Source organism: Methylobacterium sp. SD274, from assembly GCF_017355285.1.
Classification (GTDB): domain Bacteria; phylum Pseudomonadota; class Alphaproteobacteria; order Rhizobiales; family Beijerinckiaceae; genus Methylobacterium.
The window spans coordinates 53,089-74,174 of record NZ_JADIJP010000025.1 but is presented as its reverse complement, the minus strand read 5'-3'; the positions used below and the strand labels follow the sequence as shown (position 1 = coordinate 74,174).

24 protein-coding genes and 1 pseudogene are annotated in these 21,086 nt (G+C 68.1%); 20 read left to right on the top strand and 5 right to left on the bottom strand.

Going from position 1 to position 21,086, the window contains the following annotated elements; translation table 11 throughout:
* The coding region (locus tag IPV08_RS19145) for a hypothetical protein (protein ID WP_091972200.1) at positions 1–593 on the bottom strand (593 nt) is incomplete at its 3' end.
* Between the two features lie 388 nt (positions 594–981).
* Here IPV08_RS19145 and IPV08_RS19140 point away from each other — a divergent pair.
* From IPV08_RS19140 to IPV08_RS19125, 4 genes are read left to right on the top strand one after another with little or no spacing between them, the layout of a single operon-like run.
* Entirely contained in the window at positions 982–2,622 is a 1,641-nt protein-coding gene (locus IPV08_RS19140) for an AAA family ATPase (protein ID WP_091972198.1), read from the top strand.
* Positions 2,623–2,636: 14 nt separating this feature from the next.
* A complete protein-coding gene (locus IPV08_RS19135) occupies positions 2,637–3,251 on the top strand; it encodes a hypothetical protein (RefSeq protein ID WP_056354985.1) in 615 nt (204 codons plus the stop codon).
* Positions 3,244–3,555, top strand: a complete 312-nt coding sequence (locus IPV08_RS19130) for a hypothetical protein (protein ID WP_056354989.1) — start codon at positions 3,244–3,246, stop codon at positions 3,553–3,555. Before IPV08_RS19135 ends, IPV08_RS19130 begins: the two co-directional genes overlap by 8 nt.
* A 17-nt stretch (positions 3,556–3,572) precedes the next feature.
* Positions 3,573–4,403: a metallophosphoesterase gene (locus IPV08_RS19125; protein WP_056354992.1), complete on the top strand. Its 831-nt coding sequence runs from the start codon at positions 3,573–3,575 to the stop codon at positions 4,401–4,403.
* 628 nt (positions 4,404–5,031) lie between these two features.
* Here IPV08_RS19125 and arsH read toward each other — a convergent pair.
* On the bottom strand, positions 5,032–5,784 hold the full coding sequence (gene arsH, locus IPV08_RS19120) for an arsenical resistance protein ArsH (protein WP_056354995.1): 753 nt from the start codon (positions 5,782–5,784) through the stop codon (positions 5,032–5,034).
* 50 nt (positions 5,785–5,834) lie between these two features.
* On the opposite strand from arsH, the gene IPV08_RS19115 reads away from it, so the two are divergent.
* From IPV08_RS19115 to IPV08_RS19085, 7 genes are all read left to right on the top strand, one after another.
* Positions 5,835–6,194, top strand: coding sequence for a metalloregulator ArsR/SmtB family transcription factor (locus tag IPV08_RS19115; RefSeq protein ID WP_056355295.1), 360 nt, complete (start codon positions 5,835–5,837; stop codon positions 6,192–6,194).
* Positions 6,187–6,714 carry an arsenate reductase ArsC gene (locus tag IPV08_RS19110; protein ID WP_056354998.1) on the top strand — a complete coding sequence of 176 codons (528 nt, stop codon included), beginning with the start codon at positions 6,187–6,189 and terminating at the stop codon, positions 6,712–6,714. Before IPV08_RS19115 ends, IPV08_RS19110 begins: the two co-directional genes overlap by 8 nt.
* On the top strand, positions 6,714–7,139 hold the full coding sequence (gene arsC, locus IPV08_RS19105) for an arsenate reductase (glutaredoxin) (protein ID WP_056355001.1): 426 nt from the start codon (positions 6,714–6,716) through the stop codon (positions 7,137–7,139). Before IPV08_RS19110 ends, arsC begins: the two co-directional genes overlap by 1 nt.
* 36 nt (positions 7,140–7,175) lie before the next feature.
* A complete protein-coding gene (locus tag IPV08_RS19100) occupies positions 7,176–8,471 on the top strand; it encodes an arsenic transporter (RefSeq protein WP_091972193.1) in 1,296 nt (431 codons plus the stop codon).
* 7 nt (positions 8,472–8,478) lie between these two features.
* A complete protein-coding gene (locus IPV08_RS19095; RefSeq protein ID WP_056355007.1) occupies positions 8,479–9,651 on the top strand; it encodes an MFS transporter in 1,173 nt (390 codons plus the stop codon).
* A gap of 109 nt (positions 9,652–9,760) precedes the next feature.
* A complete protein-coding gene (locus IPV08_RS19090; protein WP_207413039.1) occupies positions 9,761–10,147 on the top strand; it encodes a metalloregulator ArsR/SmtB family transcription factor in 387 nt (128 codons plus the stop codon).
* On the top strand, positions 10,144–11,121 hold the full coding sequence (locus tag IPV08_RS19085) for an arsenic resistance protein (protein ID WP_056355013.1): 978 nt from the start codon (positions 10,144–10,146) through the stop codon (positions 11,119–11,121). Before IPV08_RS19090 ends, IPV08_RS19085 begins: the two co-directional genes overlap by 4 nt.
* A gap of 127 nt (positions 11,122–11,248) precedes the next feature.
* On the opposite strand, the gene IPV08_RS19080 is transcribed toward IPV08_RS19085, so the two are convergent.
* Positions 11,249–11,662 (bottom strand): helix-turn-helix domain-containing protein, encoded by a 414-nt coding sequence (locus tag IPV08_RS19080; RefSeq protein WP_056355016.1) that lies wholly within the window; start codon positions 11,660–11,662, stop codon positions 11,249–11,251.
* A gap of 44 nt (positions 11,663–11,706) precedes the next feature.
* Here IPV08_RS19080 and IPV08_RS19075 point away from each other — a divergent pair, with 44 nt between their 5' ends.
* The 8 genes and pseudogenes from IPV08_RS19075 to IPV08_RS19040 form a co-directional block, all read left to right on the top strand.
* A complete protein-coding gene (locus tag IPV08_RS19075) occupies positions 11,707–12,144 on the top strand; it encodes a mercury transporter MerT (RefSeq protein WP_207413038.1) in 438 nt (145 codons plus the stop codon).
* A gap of 8 nt (positions 12,145–12,152) precedes the next feature.
* On the top strand, positions 12,153–12,383 hold the full coding sequence (locus tag IPV08_RS19070) for a GDCCVxC domain-containing (seleno)protein (RefSeq protein WP_207413037.1): 231 nt from the start codon (positions 12,153–12,155) through the stop codon (positions 12,381–12,383).
* Between the two features lie 193 nt (positions 12,384–12,576).
* The gene (locus tag IPV08_RS19065; RefSeq protein WP_207413040.1) at positions 12,577–12,972 is read left to right on the top strand and encodes a hypothetical protein; all 396 of its coding nucleotides are present in this window, start codon (positions 12,577–12,579) and stop codon (positions 12,970–12,972) included.
* A gap of 82 nt (positions 12,973–13,054) precedes the next feature.
* Complete coding sequence (locus IPV08_RS19060; protein WP_207413036.1) at positions 13,055–13,450, top strand: FixH family protein; 396 nt, start codon at positions 13,055–13,057, stop codon at positions 13,448–13,450.
* Positions 13,447–14,952, top strand: a complete 1,506-nt coding sequence (locus tag IPV08_RS19055) for an efflux RND transporter periplasmic adaptor subunit (RefSeq protein ID WP_207413035.1) — start codon at positions 13,447–13,449, stop codon at positions 14,950–14,952. The genes IPV08_RS19060 and IPV08_RS19055 overlap by 4 nt, the downstream gene beginning before the upstream one ends.
* Complete coding sequence (locus IPV08_RS19050; RefSeq protein ID WP_056355035.1) at positions 14,949–18,116, top strand: CusA/CzcA family heavy metal efflux RND transporter; 3,168 nt, start codon at positions 14,949–14,951, stop codon at positions 18,114–18,116. Before IPV08_RS19055 ends, IPV08_RS19050 begins: the two co-directional genes overlap by 4 nt.
* A 16-nt stretch (positions 18,117–18,132) precedes the next feature.
* On the top strand, positions 18,133–18,609 hold the full coding sequence (locus IPV08_RS19045; RefSeq protein ID WP_056355038.1) for a DUF411 domain-containing protein: 477 nt from the start codon (positions 18,133–18,135) through the stop codon (positions 18,607–18,609).
* A 79-nt stretch (positions 18,610–18,688) separates the two neighbouring features.
* Positions 18,689–19,459 (top strand): annotated as a pseudogene (locus IPV08_RS19040) (cobalamin-binding protein); the annotation flags it as partial.
* 318 nt (positions 19,460–19,777) lie between these two features.
* On the opposite strand, the gene IPV08_RS19035 reads toward IPV08_RS19040, so the two are convergent.
* Both IPV08_RS19035 and IPV08_RS19030 read right to left on the bottom strand, forming a co-directional pair.
* Entirely contained in the window at positions 19,778–20,077 is a 300-nt protein-coding gene (locus IPV08_RS19035) for a hypothetical protein (RefSeq protein WP_082487852.1), read from the bottom strand.
* Between the two features lie 114 nt (positions 20,078–20,191).
* Complete coding sequence (locus IPV08_RS19030; protein WP_207413033.1) at positions 20,192–20,587, bottom strand: hypothetical protein; 396 nt, start codon at positions 20,585–20,587, stop codon at positions 20,192–20,194.
* A gap of 214 nt (positions 20,588–20,801) precedes the next feature.
* Between IPV08_RS19030 and IPV08_RS19025 the strand changes: the two genes are divergently transcribed.
* Positions 20,802–21,083, top strand: coding sequence for a system killer suppression protein (locus tag IPV08_RS19025; RefSeq protein ID WP_246748041.1), 282 nt, complete (start codon positions 20,802–20,804; stop codon positions 21,081–21,083).
* The last annotated feature ends 3 nt before the right edge of the window (positions 21,084–21,086 follow it).

Sequence of the window (21,086 nt, the reverse complement as noted above, 5' to 3'; positions counted from 1 at the left end):
CAGGACCTCACGCGGCTGCCGAGCCGCTCCAGGTCGCGGATCGAGATGCCGGGCGGCGCCTTCAGGTCAGCGTCGGCCTCATAGTCGAAGGTGCGCTTCTTGCCCTTGGGCTCCCCCTCCGGCTCGTCCTCCTCCTTCTCCCGGGCACGGTTGAAGAAGACCTGCACGCCGCCGACCTGGATCGAGTTGAGGTGCTTGGCGTCGAGAAAGACGCCTCCGCTCTCACCTTCCGCCCCCTTATGTTGAGGGCCTTGCCCGCGAAGGGCCGCCGGAACGAGATAGGCAATCCGGGCAAGCAGGTCGGTCTCATCGGCATAGATCGTGACGTCGCCGGCGAACTCACTCCACCCAAAGAGACACGCATCCCGGGTCGACTTGGCGTGAGGGTCCGAAACCCTAACAGCTTGCCGGACGCCGTCGACGTCCTGGGCATCGATCTCAAGAACCTCGCCCGGACGCAGATAGATCTGCCCCATGTCGAGGGCGCTTGCCTTGACCTGCTGCAGCCCGTCCGGGCTAACGAGCACCCGGGCACTGAAGCAGACCTTGGGGACGTGCACCCCCGTGACCATGAATTCCAGCTTCTTCGACATGCGTCCCACCCGTCCTGTGATCCCAGGACCAAAATGCCACGACACGCCGATTCGCACTGGACGCTGACACTGCAAAAACGCAGCGGACTGATTCGCGAGGGCGGCTCTCCCTAGGGAAGGGGACTTTTCGGGGAGGGCGGAGGGGTGGACAATATTGTCGCACCCCCGATTGCCGCCATTTGAGCGACCCCGTTAAGGCTGTCCACACCCTGTTCGGAACGCCCTTCGGAAGCCGGTTGCCCGCCGGGTCCGCTCAGGGCAGGGTGGCCTCTCACCTCCCGGGACCCCCGCCGTGAACGCTCGCATGATCTCGAAACGGATAGCCGTCGCCGCCTGAGCCTCCGCTCGGCCCCTTCGCGCGCCCTCCGTTCGATCCTGTGAGACCCCCATGTCCGAGAAGCTTTCCGCCGCCGCGGCTGCGGCTGCGTCCGTGCGCGCCGCCATGCTCGATCCCTCGAAGCTTGCCGGGCCGCGCCAGACGAAGACGCCGCTCCCCTTCGTCCAGCGCCTCGCCGGCGGCGAGATGCAGTCGTGGTGTGTCACCACCGACCTGCAGGCCGTCCTCACCCCGCTGCTCAGCCATCCGATCAGCCCACCGTGCCAGCGCGCGGTCGAGCGGGCTATCGTGGCCGTGTCCATCGTGACGATTGCGCGGGCGGAGCGTGTCCTCCGGCGCGAGGCGCTTCGCCGGGATCTCCCGCCCGGCGTATGCCCCGTGCTCCGGGCCGCAGCCGACGTCCTCCCATTCCACATGGCGGAGCTCGGGTGTCGTGTCTCCGCAGCCCGAATTGCCTCGATGGCGCTCGCGAACGCACATCTTGCAGTGCAGACCGGGCGTCTCGACCGGGCGTTCCTCCTGTTCCGGCACGCCCTGTTCCGGGCAGAGGAAGCGGACCACGGCCGCGGGGAGGACGCCGAGCTCGCACAGGGACCCCTCTACCAGTTCCTTGAGGCCTTCGATGAGCGGGCTGGCCTCTGGCTGCAGACCATGACGGCGTTCGAGAGTGCGGACCGGATGGTGGAGGACGAGCACGACATCCTCAGGGGCGGCGTCGGCATGGTGGCGCCCCCGCCGTCGGACCTTGCGGTCCTCGACCTCATCCTAGGGCAGGCGAGGGAGGCGAAGGTTGCTGCGGCATCCGGCCGGACGCTCGTCGTCTTCCCGACAATGGGGCACCTGCCGACGCCGTCGAAGTCCACCTCCGACCGGGGGGACTCCCCGCGCGCGATCGCGGAGCCGTGGGCCGGTAAGGGCATGCCCCTCACCCCGGCGCCGGATCCGTCGCCGTTCGCCGCGCGGCTGCGGGCTCTATTCCCGTGGGCCGAGTCCGTCATCGAAACGTTCGCCGGCGACCTCGTCGGGGCGCCCTACGCCGCGGTGCGGCCGCGCATCCTCCTCGGCCCGCCCGGCTGCGGGAAGACCGCCTTCGCCAGGGCGGTGCTCGAAGCGGCCGAGCTGGACGTCACCGTCTATGGGTGTGCGGGCCAGATGGACGGCGGCGCCTTTGCCGGCACGAGCCGTCAGTGGGGCTCGTGGCGCCCGTCGACGCCAGCGCAGGGCTGCCTTCGCCATGGGAAGGCGAGCCACGGCATCGTCGTCGACGAGGTCGAGAAGGCGGGCGACAGCCGTCGGTGGGGCAGGCTCGACGAGACAATTTTGCCCTTCCTGGAGCGCGGATCCACCGCGCGGGCGATCCACGACCCGGCTTTCGAGACGGCACTGGATCTCAGCGCAGTCTCCTACGTCCTGACGGCGAACTCCCTCGGCGGCGTCTCCACGGCGCTGCTCGACCGGTGCCAAGTCCTGACATGGCCGGCCCCCCGGGCGGAGGACCTTCCGGTCGTGGCGGCCGGGATCCTCGCGGAGATCCGGCGGGACCGGGGGCTGGATACCGCCTGGTGTCCTGACCTCGACGGCGAGGAGATGGGGATGATCCCCTGGGTCGGGGGGAGCATGAGACCGCTGAGGAGGATGGTCGAGGCGGTGGTCGCAAGCCGGGAGCTCGAAGCTCGCCGGCGGCCGAACTGAGGAAGGAACGAGCGATGATCGCGTCTGAATTCCTCACGATCGCCGGGCGCGCGCTGCGAGATCACTGCGGCGCCGACAGCGTCACGGTCAGGGCGATCGAGCCGACCGTCCACGGGCCCCGTGTCCGATGGGACGGCCCGCTCCTTCACCGCGAGCGCAGGCGGGATACGATTCCAGGCGGCGGCGTCTGGATCGGGCCGCCGGCAGGCCCGCTCCTCCTCAACATCCTCTCGCTGGCCACCGCCTTCCGCTGGGCGGACGGGGCGCCCAGGTGCGCCAAGGACTGGAGCGAGCGCCTAGCGCGTCGGTACCGGCGTGTCTTCGGACCGACGGGGCCGGCTACGGGGCCGGGCTGGTCCTGGCTATGGGAAGCGGGCGCGCAGGCGGTCAAGGACGCCGGGATCCCGTCAGACTTCCGAACGAGCGACGCCAAGGAAAAGTATGGCTCGGCGCGCTGGTACGTCGAGGGCGACACATCCGCGGCCGTCGACGATGTCATCGACGCGGTCGAGCACCTGTCGGCTCACATCTGCGAAGACTGCGGCGCCCCGGGCCGGATCCGCCAGGGCGGCTGGCTCCGATGCCTCTGCACGCGCCACGCCGAGGGGCGCTTGCCCACAGATGAGTGACGTCTACTGGCACCGCGCACGCCGGCTCTGGAGCGTCCGCGAGGCCGGCCGGGTCGTTGCCCACGTACCGGCGATCGCCCTCTCGGGCGTGGCGTTCCGGGCGTCGGAGGCGGGCCGATTGCGGTGCCTGCGGACGGGATGCCGGGACGTCCATGCTTGGGCGGTCGGCTCGGTCTGCGAGGTGTCCCGCACCGGGGACGCGGTCCGGATCAGGTACCGCATCGAGACGTGTGGTTTCAGGGTGGGGGACCGGGTCATCACGAAGGCGGCGCGGGTGTGGTTCGAGGCGGACGGAGCCGCATAGGTGGTCGGGGGAGAGTGATGACGAGCGTCTGGATCCTGTCCGACCTCCACGTGGATGCGGCCCCATGGGTCCCGCCGCCGGGGCCGCGCGTCGACATCGCCATCGTCGCCGGCGACGTCGCGAATGGGCTTTGCCGGAGGGCGCTGCCCTGGCTCGCAGAGCACATCGTTCCGCATGCCGACGCCGTCGTCTACGTACCGGGCAACCATGATCTATGGGGATGCCGCCTGCCGGACGAGATCGAGCGGGCTCGTGGGAACGCGATCGAAGCCGGGATCCGCCTCCTCGACCTCGGCCAGGTCCTGAACGTCGGGCGTCTGCAGGTGATCGGGGCGACGCTGTGGACGGACTACCGCATCGGCGGCGAGGGAACGCGCGCAGCGGCGATGGCCACATGCGGGGACCGGCGCGACGGCATGAGGGATCATCGCCGGATCCAGACCCGCGACGCACGCGGCACCCCGGCCGCGTTTCGTCCGCAGGATGCGGCCGCGCTCCACACCCGGCACCGCGCCCGCATTGAGGAAGCCCTGTCAGCCCCGTGGGACGGCTCAAGGATCGTCGTGACGCATCATGCCCCACACTCGGGCAGCCTCCTTCACGGCGAGGTCCGCGAGACGATCGACGCGGCCTATGCCAGCGACCTGTCGGCCATCCTGGAGGGGACCGGCGCGCCCGATCTCTGGATCCATGGACACGTCCATGTCAGCCGGGGCTACGTCGTCGGCCGGACCCGGATCCTGGCCAACCCCCGGGGGCACGACACCTCGTTCCGGCGGCGGGACGGCACGTGGGCTGACGAGAGGGAGAACCCCCGGTTCGACGGCAACCTCGTGGTGGAGATCTGAAACGAAGGAGGGCGCCACCCTCGCGGATGGCTCCCTCGAACATGGGCAAGAAAAGTCTGCCCTAGCGATCCCGGACGGCGTGCATCTAAATGATACCTACGGCCCGGATGCTTCCCCGAGAGGGGGTAAGCCATTGGGAGGATAAAGGGCCCGCACAATGTGCGGACCCTTTGGCGGCTGAAATTTCAGCCCTGATCCTGGGGTTCGCCCGCGTCGAAGAGGTCCGGCTCGTGCCGCCCCTCGGCCTTCCGGGCCTGCTCGGCTGCCCACATGGGGAAGTCGACGAGGATCCTGTCGAGCCCCAGGGGAGTGACCAGCGGCTGCGGGGTCTGCTCGACCGTGCCGTTCTACCGCCGGATCGGGGCGAGGCGCACGTGCATGTACTTCTGCGCCACCTGAGGACGGAACGGCCGCTTCTTCACGGTGCTGGGCCAGACGTAGATCTAAGACTTCTGGCGGTCGTTGTCCCGCAGGTTGAGTGAGGAATCCAACGGGGCAGCGCCTGTCGAACCGGCTAGCTATCCAACCCACTTACGGTTGTCTTGGCGCGACCTAGACACAGCCTTCGACGCAAATGGGCTTGACACCAAGACCGACGCTTAACCGGATCGATAAGGCACGCGCGTCGTCACGGCGCGCGCTTCACGAACCCAATGTCCACCGCCACATCCTTCAGGCGCTCGGGCTTTCGTTCCTTGCGCTCTGAATACCGGTCGACGAGGTAGGCTGACCGCTCGCGGGTCAGCAGCGTGAACTTCATCAACTCCTCGCAGACGTCGACCACCCGGTCGTAGAGCGGCCCGGGCTTCATCCGGCCGGCGTCGTCGAACTCCTTGTAGGCCATGGGCATCGAGGATTGGTTGGGGATGGTAATCATCCGCATCCAGCGCCCGAGGATGCGCAGGGCGTTGACCGCGTTGAACGATTGCGAGCCGCCCGAGACCTGCATCACCGCGAGGGTCCGACCCTGCGTCGGGCGCACCGACCCCTCCGACAGGGGTAGCCAGTCGATCTGGCTCTTCATCACGCCGGTCATGTTGCCGTGACGCTCGGGACTAACCCAGACATGGCCCTCCGACCAGATCGAGAGATCGCGAAGCTCCTGGACCTTGGGGTGGTCGACGGTCGCGTCATCAGGCAGCGGCAGGCCGTGCGCGTCGTAGATCCGCACCTCGCCGCCCATCGCCTCCAGCAAGCGCGCGGTCTCGTAGGCCAAGAAGCGGCTGAACGACCGCTCCCGGAGCGAGCCGTACAGGATCAGGAAGCGTGGGGCGTGTGTGAACGGTGTCTGCACCTGCAGGTCGGTCGCCGTTGGGACCACGAAGTGTCCCTCGCTGAGGTTGGGCAATCCGTCGGCGAAAGGCTGTGGGGGCTTGTCCAAGACGCTTCAATCCTCTACGTTTCAACGATGGTTGAGATATTGACATCATGATGGACGAACGGCAAGCCGTGGCCGCCTTCGCGGCCCTGGGCCAGGAGCACCGCCTGCGCATCGTGCGCCAACTCGTGACCGCCGGTCTCGAAGGCATGGCGGCCGGCATACTGGCCGAGGCGGTCGGCGTCTCGGGCACTAACCTGTCGTTCCACCTAAAGGAGCTCAACCATGCAGGGCTGGTCACCTCGCGGCGCGAGGGACGCTCGATCATTTACAGCGCCGCCTACCCGGACCTGTCCGAGCTCATCCAGTTCCTAATGCGCGATTGCTGTCAGGGCCGCCCCGAGGTCTGCGCCCCCGCCGTGGCCGCGCTCGCCGCCTGCTGCCTGCCCACCGGAGACACCACCCATGCCTGACCGCGTCTACAACGTCCTGTTTCTCTGCACCGGCAACTCCGCTCGCTCGATCCTGGCGGAGGCCATGCTGAACAAGGAGGGCCAGGGACGCTTCCGGGCCTTCTCCGCCGGCAGCCAGCCCAAGGCAGATGTGAACCCGCTCGCCGTTCAGGTTCTTAGCGAGACGGAGTACACGACCGAGGGGCTGCGCTCGAAGTCGTGGGACGAGTTCGCCCGCCCCGACGCGCCGGTCATGGATTTCGTCTTCACGGTCTGTGACAACGCCGCCGGCGAGGCCTGCCCGTACTGGCCCGGCCAGCCGGTGACAGCCCACTGGGGCATCGAGGACCCCGCCTCGGTCGAGGGCACCGACCTGGAGCGCAAGACGGCCTTCGTCACCGCACAGCGCTACCTTAAGAACCGGATCGCCGCCTTCGTCGCGTTGCCCATTGCCAGCCTTGATCAGGTCGCCCTGTCCGCCCAGGTGCGCGAGATCGGCCAGCAGGCTGGCGCCACCTCACCCCGCCCGGAGGTCGCGTGATGGACGTCGTCATCTACTACAACCCAGATTGCGGCACGTCCCGCAACACCCTGGCGATGATCCGCGGAGCCGGCATCGAGCCTCATGTCGTCGAGTACCTCAAGACGCCGCCGAACCGGATCCTGGTTCGCCAGCTCGCCGAGCGTGCCGGCGTCTCGATCCGTGACCTCCTGCGCGAGAAGGGGACACCCTTTGTCGAACTCGCCCTGGACGACGCGACACTTACGAACGACCAACTACTGGATGCCATCGCCGAGCACCCGATCCTGCTGAACCGCCCCCTGGTGGTGAGCCCGAAGGGCGTCGCCCTGTGCCGGCCCTCGGAGAAGGTCCTCGACCTCCTGCCGGCCCAGCAGGGCGAGTTCGTCAAGGAGGACGGCGAGCGCGTCGTCGACGCGCACGGGCGCCGCGTCGCCACCGCCTGAGCCGTTCCAAGCCTCCAAGAACAAGAAACGGTCTCGATGCTTGCGCTTGCCATCTTCGTGGTCACCCTCGTCTTCGTCATCTGGCAGCCCAAGGGGTTCGGGATCGGGTGGAGCGCCCTCATCGGGGCCGCCGTGGCGCTCGCCACAGGGGTCATCAGCCCCGGTGACATCCCTGTGGTCTGGCACATCGTCTGGGACGCCACCTTCACCTTCGTCGCCCTCATCATCATCTCGCTGCTCCTCGACGAGGCCGGCTTCTTTCATTGGGCGGCGCTACACATCGCCCGCTGGGGCGGCGGCCGGGGACGTTTGCTATTCCCGCTGGTGATCCTGCTCGGCGCGGCCATCGCGGCGGTGTTCGCCAATGACGGGGCGGCCCTCCTGCTCACCCCCATCGTGCTCGCCATCCTGCTCCGGCTGAACTTCAAGCCGGCGGCGGCGCTGGCCTTCATCGTCGCCTGTGGGTTCGTGGCGGACTCGACCAGCCTGCCGCTGGTCATCTCGAACCTCGTCAACATCGTCTCAGCGAACTTCTTCGACATCTCCTTCAGCCGATACGCGGCGGTGATGGTGCCGGTGAACCTCGTCTCGCTGACCGCGACCTTGGTGGTGCTGTGGCTGTTCTACCGGCGCGACCTTCCGGCCACGTACCCCGTGGCCGAGCTCGAAGCGCCCCGCCACGCGATCAAAGACCCGCTGGTCTTCAGGGCGGCTTTCCCGCTCCTCGGGCTGCTGCTGGTCGCCTACTTCGTGACGGCACCGTTCGGCGTGCCGGTCTCGGTGGTCACTTGCGCCGGAGCACTGGTCTTGCTGGCGCTGGCCAACCGCAGCCGCGTCATTCCCATCCGCAAGGTCCTGACGGGGGCCCCCTGGCAGATCGTCCTGTTCAGCCTCGGCATGTACCTCGTGGTCTACGGCCTGAAGAACGTCGGCCTGACCGACTACTTGGCGCAGGGGCTCGTCTGGCTCTCGGGCCATGGTCCGTTCGTTGCCACCATCGGCACCGGGTTCGCCGCCGCCATCTTGTCCTCGGTCATGAACAACATGCCGAGCGTGCTCGTGGGTGCGCTCTCCATCCAGCAGGCTCCGGATCTCTCGCCCCTGATGCGCGAGCTCATGGTCTACGCCAACGTCATCGGCTGCGATCTCGGCCCGAAGTTCACCCCAATCGGCAGCCTGGCGACCCTGCTCTGGCTGCACGTCCTCGACACCAAAGGCCAGCACATCACCTGGGGCCAGTACATGCGGGTGGGTCTGGTCATCACGCCGCCGGTGCTGCTCGTCACCCTCGCCGCCCTGGCGCTCTGGCTCCCCGTGCTCGGGGCTGGGTAGCGGACCGATGGCTCCGACGCGCCGCTGGCCCGTGATCTCGGCCCTGGGGGTCGTCCAGATCCTGACCTGGGGCTCCTCGTTCTACCTGCTGTCGGTGCTCGCCGCCCCGATGTCGGAGGATACGGGATGGCCCTTGGCGTGGGTCATCGGTGGCCTGTCCCTGGGCCTCCTCGTCGCGGGTTTGGTCTCGCCGCGCGTGGGAGCCTTCATCGGGGAGCATGGAGGCCGGCCCGTCCTGGCCTTTGCGGCCCTGGTCCTCGCCGCGGGCCTCGCCATCCTCGGCCTGGCTCCGAACCTTCCGACCTACCTGGCGGGATGGCTTCTCATCGGTCTGGGCATGGGCACCGGACTCTACGATCCGGCCTTCGCCACCCTCGGGCGCCTCTACGGCTCCGAGGCACGGAGCGCCATCACGACGCTGACACTCTGGGGCGGCTTCGCCAGTACGGTATGCTGGCCACTCTCCGCCTTCCTGATCGAGCAGGTGGGCTGGCGCGGGACCTGCCTCGCCTATGCCGGGCTTCATCTCGCGGTCACGTTGCCCCTCGTCCTTCTCGTGATCCCCCAGCAGCCCGTACGTATTGTTTCGCGATCGGAAGGCGTGATCCCTGCCATCCGGCTTGAGGGACGAGAGCGTCGTGCCTTCCTCCTCATGGCGGGGGTGCTGACCCTTGGGGGCACGGTCATGGCGTTGGTCTCGGTGCACCTCATCACCCTGCTCCAGGCCCGTGGCGTGGCACTCACCTCGGCCGTCGCCTACGGCGCCCTGATCGGGCCGGCACAGGTCGGGGCGCGCATCGTCGAGATGGCTGGCAAGGGCCGGCATCACCCTCTCTTGACCCTCTCCGCGGCGATGATCCTGGTAGCCATCGGGGTCGCGATGCTGGCGGCCGGCCTACCCTTGGTCGGGCTGGCGCTGGTCCTCTACGGGGCTGGCAACGGGATCTATTCGATCGCCCGGGGAACGGTGCCCATGGCCCTGTTCGGTCCCGAGCGCTACGCCCCGCTCGTCGGCCGTCTCGCCCGTCCAGGGTTGGTAGCGCAGGCGCTTGCGCCCTCCGTCGGAGCCGTTGTCCTCACCCACGCGGGCGCGAACGCCACCTACGCCCTGCTCAGCGTGCTCGCCGTTGCGAACGTCGCGCTTGCCCTGTCCCTCTGGCGTGTTCGGCCCGGAGGATAGAAAAGCGACGGCCGCCGCGGACGTCCGCCGCGGTCCCCAATTCGATCCTTGCCTTCGACGGATCCCGAGCCTACTGACGCTTAAACGATTCCATAACGGTTTAAGTGTCGTGAAAGAAAAGCAAGCGCTCGATGGCTTCGCAGCCATCGCGCAGGAGACACGCCTGCGCATCATCCGCCTCCTGGTCACGGCCGGGGCGAAGGGCATGGCGGCCGGCGCCATCACTCAGGCGATCGCCGGGGCCTCCGCGCCGCGCATCTCGTTCCACCTCGGCCACCTTGAGAACGCCGGTCTTGTGGAGAGCCGCCGCGAGGGGCGCTCCATCATCTACAGCGCGATCTTTCCGGCCCTGTCCGACCTTGTCACCTTCCTCATGCGCGATTGCTGCGAGGGGCATTGCGAGGTCTGCGACCGCGCCATCGACCTGTTCGCCAAATGCACCGGCCGGCCCCAGCGGGTCGAGCAAGCCCCCAAGATAGTCTGCGAGGAAGCATGACAAACCTGCGCGACACCCTCGAAGGCCACCAGATCGCGATCTACTTCGTGGCCATCGGCGTCGCCGCTCTTACCGCCCTGACGCTGCCCGGAACGACGGCCCTGGAGGTCGGCATCAACCCAGCCCTGGCGCTAATGCTCTTCGTCACCTTCCTCCAGGTGCCCCTGCCTGAACTTGGGCAAGCCTTCACGCGAGTCCGTTTCCTGGCGGCGCTCCTGGTCGCGAACTTCGTCGTGCTGCCGATCCTGGTGGCCGGCCTGATCCGGTTCGTGCCTGCCGATCCCATGCTGCGGCTAGGGGTGCTCATGGTCCTGCTCACGCCGTGCATCGACTACGTCGTGACCTTCGCACACCTCGGTCACGCGGACGCCAAGGTGCTGCTGGCGTCCACCCCGGCGCTCCTGATCGCGCAGATGCTCCTTCTGCCCGTCTACCTGAACATCTTCCTCGGCGAGGACGCCGCCAGGTTCGTCCAGGTCGGTCCATTCGTGCACGCGTTCGTCTGGCTGATCGCCGTCCCTCTCGGGCTTGCCGCGTCGGTTCAGCATTGGGCCGGACGCAGCCTAGCCGGGCAACGGGTGTCCACAGGCCTCGGACTCCTGCCGGTACCCGCAACGGCCCTCGTCCTGTTCGTGGTGATCGCGTCCGTCCTGCCCCAACTCGGGCCCGCGCTCGACGATGCCATCCGGGTGGTCCCGATCTACGTCGCCTTCGCCGTGGCGGCACCGCTTCTGGGTTGGACGGTCGGGCGCGCATTCCGCCTTGATGCGCCCACCGTCCGCACCCTCGCCTTCAGCGCGGCCACCCGCAACTCCCTTGTGGTTCTGCCACTGGCGTTTGCGGTTCCGGGTGCCGTGCCACTCCTGCCCGCCGTCATCGTCACACAGACGCTGGTCGAACTCCTCGCGGAACTCATCTACGTCCGCCTCATGCCCAGGTTCGATGCCCCGGCATCCTCGCCGGTCGCCGCCTAGGTCGACGGTCGTTCCACGGACGAGCGGCTGCGTGACCCCGCATCGCCACCCGCTTCCGGCCTCTTGGGACCAAGGCAAGGACGACCGGCGGTCCCGTTCCACTGCTGTGTGTCGGAGGGGCCGGCTTTCACATCGGTGCATCGAGCATGTCGAGAACCGGGCAGGCCGGCGTCGGGGCGCCGCTGCACCGCTCCACGGTGTCGCTCAGGATGCGCTCAAGCCGCGCGAGACGAGCGAGCTTGGCGCGGACCTCGGAAAGGTGGGCGGCGGCGACGTCCCGGACCTCGCCACAGGACCGGTGCCCGGGCGCGGCCAACGCCAGCAGGGTTCGGATGTCCTCGATCCCGAAGCCCAATGCGCGGGCCTGACGGATGAACGCCAGGCGCCGGACATGAGCAGGATCGTAGGCCCTGTGACCGCCTTCCGTGCGGGCGGGCGGCGGCATGAGCCCGATGCGCTCGTAGTAGCGGACGGTCTCCAGGTTGATCCCGGCCGCCGCCGCGATCTGGCCAATGGAGAGACCTCGCGAACCCTTCGCCATTTTTCGCTTGATCCCGTAGTGGCTACGGGATGCAGGGTGGCACGATGATGATCGACACACCATCCATGACGCCTTCCGCACGACCCGCCTCAGGTCCGCGGGACGGCCTGCCGGTTTCCTCGGGAAACTGGTTCGCAGGGCTGGGCACGGTCGCCGGGCTGGGTGCCCTGGCGGCTTCGTCCTGCTGCGCCCTCCCGGTGGCGCTTGCCGGTCTCGGCGCGACAGGGGCGGTGTTCGGAGGGTTGGCCATGTTGGCGAGCATCCGGCCGATCCTGCTCGGCGGGGCCGCCCTGGCCCTCCTCATGGGTTGGGCGCTGTTCTTCCGTCACCGGGCGACGGCATGCGACATGGCCGAACCGTGTGCTCGCACGGGGCCGTCATGGCGTACCCCTGGCATTCTCGGGCTTGGGACGGCGCTGGTCGGTTTGGCGCTCGCGTGGGAACCATACCTTGAGCCTATCGTGCTCAAGGCGATGCGGTGAGGCGGACGATGCAGCTGCGGTCCACCCTGACCTGCCCGCACTGCGGTCATCGAACGACGGAGACGATGCCGACCGACGCCTGCCAGTTCTTCTACGAGTGCACCGGCTGCGGCACGCTCCTGCGCCCGAAGGCGGGCGACTGCTGCGTCTTCTGCTCCTTCGGCGACGTGCCCTGTCCGCCCATCCAGGAAGCCCGCGAGAACGGCGGGTCCGCATCCTGCTGCCCGGGGTCCTCCTGAGCTGCGGACCGGACAGGAAGCATACCCGCTCGGTTCGAGTCCGGGCAGGGCGCCGTGCTGAACGATCCGACGCTCGGTGGAGCGTGTCCGAAGCCCTCGGATGCATGGCTTCGGAGGTCCGAGCGCGAGACGTCCTGCGCGTCCCGTACTCCAGTCCCTTCCTCGCCGGTCTACGATGTGGCATCGTCCAAAGGTGACCTTCTGGCTCGCCCTTCGCAGGCTGCTCCCGCTCCTGGCGGTCCTCAGCCTCGCCCTTGCGCCGGTGACCGCATCCGCGGCCGCCGCGGGCATGCGCGCGCCGACGGCCGTTCAAGGTCACGCCATGGCGATGCCCGACGAGGCCATGGACGACATGGCCGGGATGGCCATGGACGAGATGCCGTGCTGTCCCAAGGAGCGGCCGGGCATGCCCGACTGCTCGAAGGGTTGCCCCCTGATGGCGCTCTGCCTGGCGAAGGTCGCCACCGGGCTGCCGGTCGCCGTCGGACTTCCGGGCCGCGTCGCCGGCGTCGAGGGACCCGCTTGGGCCGTCACCGCCTCCTTCGACAGCCTGTCCCAAGGGCCGCCCACCGAGCCTCCCCGAGCCTGAACCCGATGCCGCCGGCGCCTGCGCCGGCCGATCCCGCGCGCCTGAAGGCCCGGGTCCCATCGTTTTCAGGAGATCACCCACCGTGTCCAAGACATCGTTTTCGCGCGCCCTCACGGCTGCGCTGCTCGGCCTAGCCCTGACCGCCGCGGCCCGGGCCGACACCAAGGACTACGAGTTCCAACTGGTGAAGGACGAGGCCAAGCAGGGCGAGGCCATCCTCGACGTCCGCCTCGTCGACAAGCGCACGTCCAAGCCCGTGCCGAACGCCGTCATCTTCGCCAAGCGCATCGACATGGCGCCTGACAGCATGGAGGAGATGACCTCCAAGATCGAGCAGCTGCCGTCGCCGGAGCCGGGTCTCTACCGGTTCAAGGTGAAGCTGACGATGGCTGGCGGCTGGCGCCTCTCGCTCGGGGCCAAGGTCCAAGGCGAGACCGGCACCGTCGAGAACAAGCTGGTGTTCAAGGCCACCAAGTGAGCCGGAGAGCATGGCTGGCCGGGACCCTCGCCGCGCTCGCGGCGGGGGTTTTGGGGTATGGCGCGGGGCATGAGGGCAGCCCCGTGCCGGCGCTCGTCCAGCAGGCGCGGACCGGGTTCGCCCACTGGCTGCCGGGTGCCGAGACAAGGTCCGCTGTACCCGCTCGGGTCCCGACCAAGGCGACCGGTCCCGTGGTCTACTACCGGGACCCGGACGGGAAGCCGGACTACTCCGCCGAGCCCAAGCGCACGGCGGACGGTCGCGACTATCGCGCCGTCCACGCAAGCGAGGACGTGCGCTTCGACGAACCCGACGATCCCGAGGCGATGCCCGACCCCGGGCACGGCGACATGGCCATGGGTCAGACCACGATGCCGGCGACAGGTGCCCGAAAGGTGCGGTTCTACCGCAACCCGATGGGTTTGCCGGACACCTCGCCGATTCCGAAGAAGGACTCGATGGGGATGGACTACCTTCCCGTCTACGAGGGCGAGGATACCGACGACGGCACCGTGAGGATCTCGCCCGGCAAGCTCCAACGCACCGGGGTCCGGACGGCAATCGTCGAGCGACGGGTCCTGTCGATGCCGGTGCGCACGCCCGGCGCCATCGAGGAGGACGAGCGCCGGATCTCGGTGATCGCGATGCGTACCGACGCCTTCATCGAGAAGGTCGAGGCCGTCACCACCGGCGACCACGTCCACAAGGGCCAGCCGCTCCTGCGCCTGTTCTCGCCGGAGATGAATGCGGCCGCCGCGCAGTACCTCACCGGCATCGGCTACGAGGGCGCCCGCCGGCGCCTGGAGAACCTCGGCATCCCGCCCGAGGTCATCGACGAGATCGAGCGCACCCGGAAGGTGCCCTCCACCATCACGTGGTCGGCGCCCCGCGACGGCGTCGTGGTCGAGCGCAACGTCTCCGACGGCATGCGCGCCAAGTCCGGCGACACCCTGTTCAAGCTCGTCGACCATTCCAAGGTCTGGGTCCTGGCCGACGTGACAGAACGCGACCTGGCGGCCGTGGCGGAGGGCCAGACGGCGACCGTGCGCGCCCGGACGTTCCCGGACCGCGTCTTCACCGGCGCGGTGACCCGGATCTACCCGCACCTCGCCATGGGGACCCGGACCGCCCGCCTGCGCATCGAGCTGCCCAACCCGAACGGCGACCTGCGCCCGGGGATGTTCGCCGACGTGACGATCGCCACCGGCAGCGACAGGCCGGTGGTGGCGGTGCCCGACGACGCGGTCATCGACACCGGCACCAGGCAGATCGTCCTGCTGGACAGGGGCGAGGGTCGCTTCGAACCGCGACCGGTCAGGCTCGGCGTCCGCGGCGACGGCTACGTCGAGATCCGCGCCGGCATCGCCGCGGGCGACCGCGTGGTGACCTCGGCCAACTTCCTCATCGACGCCGAGAGCAACCTGAAGGCGGCCCTCCAAGGTCTTTCCGAGCCGAAGCCCGATCCCGGGCCGCAAGCCGCCGCCGAGGGGAAGGCGCCATGATCGCCCGCCTGATCGCCTGGTCGGCGCGGAATCTGGTGCTAGTCCTGATCGGGACCATCTTCGCGGTCGGAGCCGGGCTCTACGCCCTGAAGACCCTGCCGCTCGACGCGATCCCGGACCTCTCGGACGTGCAGACCATCGTCTACACTGAGTACCCGGGCCAAGCTCCCCAGGTCGTGGAAGACCAAATCACGTACGTCCTCTCGACTGCCATGCTGACGGTGCCGCGATCCAAGGTCGTTCGCGGGTTCTCGTTCTTCGGGGTCTCGTTCGTCTATGTCATCTTCGAGGACGGCACCGACCCGTACTGGGCTCGCAGCCGAGTGCTCGAATATCTCAACACCGTGGCCAAGCGCCTGCCGGCGGGAGTAACCCCGACCCTGGGCCCCGACGCCACCGGCGTCGGCTGGGTCTACCAGTACGTCGTGGTGGCTAAGGAACGGACGCTGGCCGAGCTCCGCTCGCTCCAGGACTGGGTCGTGCGCTTCGGGGCGTCGCGTGCCGAGGGCGTGGCGGAGGTCGCGGGCGTCGGCGGCTTCGTGAAACAGTACAACGTCGTGGTCGATCCCAACCGGCTCCGTGCGCAGGGCATCACCCTGTCCAAGCTCCGGGACGCGATCCGGTCGAGCAATGCCGACGTCGGCGGCCGCACCGTCGAGCTCTCCGAGTTCGAGTTCGTCGTCCGTGGCCGCGGGTATCTCAAGAGCGTCGCCGACATCGAGAGCATCGTCCTGAAGACCGAGGCGGGCACCCCGCTGCGGGTGAAGGAGGTGGCTCGGGTCGAGCTCGGTCCCGACGAGCGCCGCGGCATCACCGAGATGAACGGCGACGGCGAGGTCGCCGGCGGGATCGTCCTGCAGCGGTTCGGGGCGAACGCCCTGAACGTCATCGAGAACGTGAAGGTGCGCCTTTCCGAAGTCGCCGCCAGCCTGCCCAAGGGCACGGAGATCCTGCCGGTCTACGACCGCTCGCACCTGATCGAGGCGGCCATCGAGACCCTCAAGGGTACCCTGATCGAGGAGAGCGTCATCGTCGCCCTCGTCTGCGTCGTGTTCCTGCTCCACGTCCGCAGCGCGCTGGTCGCGATCCTGATGCTGCCGGTCGGCATCCTGATGGCGTTCGCGGGCATGAAGGCCCTCGGGCTCGGGGCCAACATCATGAGCCTCGGCGGCATCGCCATTGCGGTGGGCGCAATGATCGACGCCGCCATCGTCATGATCGAGAACGCCCACAAGCACTTGGAGCGGGCTGACCCCGGAAAGTCCCGGGTCGAGATCCTCATCGAGGCAGCGAGCGAGGTCGGCCCCTCGCTGTTCTTCTCGCTTCTCATCATCACCGTGAGCTTCCTGCCGATCTTCACCCTGGAGAGCCAGGAGGGGCGCCTCTTCGGGCCGTTGGCCTTCACCAAGACATTCGCCATGGCGGCGGCGGCGGTGCTGTCACTGACCCTCGTCCCGGCGCTGATGGTCCTGTTCGTCCGCGGCCGGATCATCCCAGAGCACCGCAACCCGGTGAACAGGCTCCTCATCTGGGTCTATCGGCCCCTTATCGCCGGCGTGCTCCGGGCGCGCGTGTTGACGGTCCTGCTGGCCATGGTCGTCCTGGCGGCGACGGCATGGCCGGCGAGCCGGCTCGGCTCGGAGTTCATGCCCGACCTCGACGAGGGCACGCTGATGTACATGCCGACGACCCTGCCGGGCATCTCGGTGACTAAGGCGGGGGACCTGCTGGCGACCCAGGACAGGATCATCAAGTCCTTCCCCGAGGTGGCATCGGTCTACGGCAAGGCCGGTCGCGCCAACACCGCGACCGATCCGGCGCCGAGCGAGATGTTCGAGACCATCGTCAACCTGAAGCCGAAGGCGGAGTGGCGCCCCGGGGTCACGACGGCGAGCCTGAAGGCCGAGATGGACGCTGCACTCCAGTTTCCCGGGGTCTCGAACGCTTGGACCCAACCGATCCGCGCGCGGATCGACATGCTCTCGACCGGCATCCGCACCCCTGTCGGGATCAAGGTGATGGGGACCGACCTCACCGAGATGGAGAAGGTCGCCCGCCAGGTCGAGGCGGTGGTGAAGGCGGTGCCGGGCACGTCGAGCGCCTATGCCGAGCGCGTCCAGGGCGGCTACTTCCTCGACATCACCCCCGACCGCGAGGTGCTGGGTCGGTACGGGCTGACGGTCGGGGACGTGCAGGACGTCATCGCCATGGCGCTCGGCGGCGAGAGTGTCACCAACACGGTCGAGGGCCGCGAGCGCTACACCGTCAACGTGCGCTACCCACGCGCCTTTCGCTCCGACCCACGATCCATCGGCTCCGAGGTCCAGGTGCCCATCGCAGGCGGGGGTACGGTGCCGCTCGGCGAGGTGGCCAAGGTGCAGTTGAACCGTGGTCCGACCCAGATCCGGACGGAGAACGGCCGGCTCGCGGTCTTCATCTACGTCGACGTCGCCGGTCGCGATCTCGGGGGCTACGTCGCCGAAGCCAGGGCGGCGGTGACCAACGAGGTCAGTCTGCCGCAGGGCACACTCGTGCAGTGGAGCGGGCAGGTCGAGTACCTCGACCGGGCGACGGCCCGGCTGAAGGTCGTGGTCCCGCTGACGCTGCTGATCGTGTTTCTGCTCCTTTACCTGAACTTCCGGCGGCTCACCGAGACGTTCATCGTCATGCTGTCGCTGCCCTTCGCTCTCGTCGGCGGGGTCTGGCTGATGTGGTGGATGGGCTTCAATGTGTCGGTGGCGGTGGCCGTCGGCTTCATCGCGCTCGCCGGCGTCGCGGCCGAGACCGGCGTGATCATGCTGGTCTACCTCGATCATGCGTTGATCGAGGCGCGGGCTGAATGCGGTCGCGCTGGCAGGGCCTTCACCCGCGAGGGCCTGCGGCGGGCGATCATGGTGGGCGCGGTCGAGCGGGTGCGTCCGAAGATGATGACGGTTGTCGCCATCATGGCCGGGCTACTGCCCATCCTGTGGAGCACCGGCTCTGGCTCCGAGGTTATGCAGCGGATCGCGGTTCCCATGATCGGCGGCATGGTCTCGTCGACCATGCTGACCCTGGTCGTCATCCCGGCGGTCTACGGTCTCGTGAAGGGATGGAGCCTGCCCGAACCCGAGATGCCGACCGAATCCGTTGAAGTCGCCGAATTGCCCTTAGCGGCAGAGTGAGAACGGGAGACCGACCATGAACGAGACGATCATGACGACCCGGCGTGCCGCGATCCTGGGACTAGCGGCTTTGGTCGTCCCCGGGCACCGCGCTCTGGCACAGGACCTGCCGACCCTGTCCGTGACCAAGGACCCAACCTGCGGCTGCTGCGAGAGGTGGGTCGCCCACCTGCGGGAAAGCGGTTTCCCGGTGACCGTCACCGAAGGAGCGGTGAACCCGCTTAAGGTCCGCCTCGGGGTGCCGCGTGACCTTTCAGCCTGCCATACCGCCCAGGTTGGCGGCTACGTCGTGGAGGGGCATGTCCCGGCCGGGGCGATCAAGCGGCTGCTGGCCGAGAAGCCCAAGGGCACCGGACTGGCTGTCCCTGGCATGCCGACGGGTTCCCCCGGGATGGAGGTCGAAGGCATGGAGCCGGACACCTACGACGTCGTCCTATTCGGGCCGACCGGGCGGAGCACCTTTGCGCGCTATCGAGGCGGCGCAATTATCTGAGACGAAGCCGTGACCTCCGGGAGGGGAGGGTAAGCGTGAGGCCAGGGCGCGCCCGATGCACCTCATGCTATGGAGGCCCATGCGCCGCTTCCCGCCCGAACGCATCGTCTGCCTGACCGAGGAAACAGTCGAGACCCTGTATTTGCTCGGGGAGCAGGACCGCATCGTCGGCGTCTCCGGCTATGCGGTCCGTCCTCCACAGGTCCGCCGCGAGAAGCCGCGGGTCTCCGCTTTCACCAGTGCGGACATTCCGAAGATCTTGGCACTCGCGCCCGACTTGGTGCTGACCTTTTCGGATCTTCAAGCCGGTATCGTCTCAGACCTCATACGGGCAGGCATTGCCGTGCATGCGTTCAATCATCGGGACGTCGCCGGTATCCTTGCCATGATCCGCACCGTCGGCGCCTTGGTCGATGCCCGAGACAAGGCGGAGGCGCTGGCGCTCGGCTACGAGAACCGGCTCGCGCGGGTGGCTGCCCAGGCCCGGGGACAGGCGCGATTGCGCGTGTACTTCGAGGAATGGGACGAGCCCCTCATTTCGGGCATCGGGTGGGTTTCTGACCTGATAGACATCGCTGGCGGCAACGATGTCTTCCCGAACCTCGCCCGGCAGCCGGCCGCTAAGGACCGTATCGTGGCGCCGGAGGCGGTGCTGGAAGCCGCTCCCGAGGTCATCCTGGCATCTTGGTGCGGGAAGAAGGTTGTGCCCTCGCGCATCGCCGGGCGGTCGGGCTGGTCGGCCATCCCCGCCGTCGTGAACGGACGCATCGTGGAGATCAAGTCGCCCCTGATCCTGCAGCCCGGTCCTGCAGCACTGACGGACGGCCTCGACGCCATCCTGCAGGCATTGGGTCATCCGCTCCTGGATGACGACCCTTATCCGCTGACTCCGGCCTTGGGTATCGCCGCCGCGCCGTGGCGCCTCACCGAGAGGCACCGCACGCAGCTTCTCAAGGTCCCGGATGAGGGATGGATCGAGGGCACTCGCCTCGACGCACGCTCGCTGGAGGTCCTCGTCCGGCGCGGATGGATCCGACGCGCGCACGCCGACCCCCTCGGGCGGGCGCGCCGCGACGGATACCAGCGGACGGAGGCGGCTAGGCTCGCGCTGGGCATTACGACCGCGCCACCCTAAAGGGTGGGCGCCCCTCATGCGTGGCGCGCGATCCTAGAAATGGTGGTGATGCCGCCGATGATGATGATGGTGGTGGCCCCAGCCATGGTGGTGATGTGGCCGGAAGTGATGATGGTGTCCCCAGCCGTGATGGTGACCTCTGCCGTAGTAGCCCCCGCCGTGGTGATGGTGATGCCGGCGATGGTGATGGTGATGCTGAACGTGACGCATCAGGCCAGGGCCATCCTGCATCGCGATGACCCCGCTCGGTGTCACCGGAGCGGCGGAAGCGGCGGTGCCGAACGTCAGGACGGCGAGGATCGACAGAGCGATCAAGGAAAAGGTGCGCGTCATGGGCTTTCCTCCTCAATGAGGAACGAACGCCCGGCGAGGTCTCCTTAATCCCGCCCCCGGTCCTGAGCCAACGGTAATGGCGACGGAAAGGGGCCCCGAAGGGCCCCTGGACGATCACATGCGGTGGTGGCGATGGCCGTGACCGTGGCGCATCATGTGGCCACGGCGATGGTGGTGATGGCGCATGCCGTGCCCACGATGGTGGTGATGGCGCATGCCATGGCCGCGGTGGCCGTGGCTGTCGTGCATGCGAACATCGACGATGCTGGTCGGGGCATCGACGGCGCCGACCATACCGGGAGCGGCGGAGGCAGGTGCGGCGATGCCGATGGCACCGAGCGCGGCCAGGGCGGCGACGGCGAACAGGGACTTCCTCATGGGAGCTTCCTCGTTGGTTGTTGCTGGATCGTCTTGGCCCCGGGCCGGACCGGCGAACGGCCCATCGGGAGCGACGAGGAACGGCTTCGCTTCGAGGAGGGTTCCGCGGATGCGCAGTCTCCCGATGGTCATGGATAAGGAAGGCTTGTCCCTGACTTACCGCGATGTCGGCGTTGTTCGTCCGCGAGGCGGATCCCGGGTTCGAACGGAGTGGCCATGCGTCTGCGACCGTGTTACCTATTGGGTAACGTAGTGCGGAGCATTACCTTGCGGGTAACGGATTGGTGCGATGCAGATCCGTTTCCGGTCTAGGCGCCTGGGGAAGGCGCTGTCGGACCCGAAGGAGATGGCGAAGGCCTACGGGGACAGGGCGAAACCGATACGGAAGCGGCTGGACGTGTTGGGGCAGGCGGCCTGCCTCTCGGACGTTCCGACGGAGCCACCCGTCCGCCGGCATCAACTCGGCGGTAACCGGGACGGCCAACTCTCGGTCACGATCAAGGACAACTGGCGTATCGTCTTCGTGCCCGACCACGACCCGGTGCCCTGCCTGCCTGACGGCGGGCTCGACACGGGTAAGGTCACGGCGGTCGAGATCATCGAAATCGTCGACTACCATGGCAACTGAACG

Bases quoted from the DNA above. Each gene is read 5' to 3' on its own strand.
- IPV08_RS19140 (WP_091972198.1), top strand. From the start codon at position 982: ATGTCCGAGAAGCTTTCCGCCGCCGCGGCTGCGGCTGCGTCCGTGCGC.
- IPV08_RS19135 (WP_056354985.1), top strand. From the start codon at position 2,637: ATGATCGCGTCTGAATTCCTCACGATCGCCGGGCGCGCGCTGCGAGAT.
- IPV08_RS19130 (WP_056354989.1), top strand. From the start codon at position 3,244: ATGAGTGACGTCTACTGGCACCGCGCACGCCGGCTCTGGAGCGTCCGC.
- IPV08_RS19125 (WP_056354992.1), top strand. From the start codon at position 3,573: ATGACGAGCGTCTGGATCCTGTCCGACCTCCACGTGGATGCGGCCCCA.
- IPV08_RS19115 (WP_056355295.1), top strand. From the start codon at position 5,835: ATGGACGAACGGCAAGCCGTGGCCGCCTTCGCGGCCCTGGGCCAGGAG.
- IPV08_RS19110 (WP_056354998.1), top strand. From the start codon at position 6,187: ATGCCTGACCGCGTCTACAACGTCCTGTTTCTCTGCACCGGCAACTCC.
- arsC (WP_056355001.1), top strand. From the start codon at position 6,714: ATGGACGTCGTCATCTACTACAACCCAGATTGCGGCACGTCCCGCAAC.
- IPV08_RS19100 (WP_091972193.1), top strand. From the start codon at position 7,176: ATGCTTGCGCTTGCCATCTTCGTGGTCACCCTCGTCTTCGTCATCTGG.
- IPV08_RS19095 (WP_056355007.1), top strand. From the start codon at position 8,479: ATGGCTCCGACGCGCCGCTGGCCCGTGATCTCGGCCCTGGGGGTCGTC.
- IPV08_RS19085 (WP_056355013.1), top strand. From the start codon at position 10,144: ATGACAAACCTGCGCGACACCCTCGAAGGCCACCAGATCGCGATCTAC.
- IPV08_RS19080 (WP_056355016.1), bottom strand. From the start codon at position 11,662: ATGGCGAAGGGTTCGCGAGGTCTCTCCATTGGCCAGATCGCGGCGGCG.
- IPV08_RS19075 (WP_207413038.1), top strand. From the start codon at position 11,707: ATGATGATCGACACACCATCCATGACGCCTTCCGCACGACCCGCCTCA.
- IPV08_RS19070 (WP_207413037.1), top strand. From the start codon at position 12,153: ATGCAGCTGCGGTCCACCCTGACCTGCCCGCACTGCGGTCATCGAACG.
- IPV08_RS19050 (WP_056355035.1), top strand. From the start codon at position 14,949: ATGATCGCCCGCCTGATCGCCTGGTCGGCGCGGAATCTGGTGCTAGTC.
- IPV08_RS19045 (WP_056355038.1), top strand. From the start codon at position 18,133: ATGAACGAGACGATCATGACGACCCGGCGTGCCGCGATCCTGGGACTA.
- IPV08_RS19035 (WP_082487852.1), bottom strand. From the start codon at position 20,077: ATGACGCGCACCTTTTCCTTGATCGCTCTGTCGATCCTCGCCGTCCTG.
- IPV08_RS19030 (WP_207413033.1), bottom strand. From the start codon at position 20,587: ATGACCATCGGGAGACTGCGCATCCGCGGAACCCTCCTCGAAGCGAAG.
- IPV08_RS19025 (WP_246748041.1), top strand. From the start codon at position 20,802: ATGGCGAAGGCCTACGGGGACAGGGCGAAACCGATACGGAAGCGGCTG.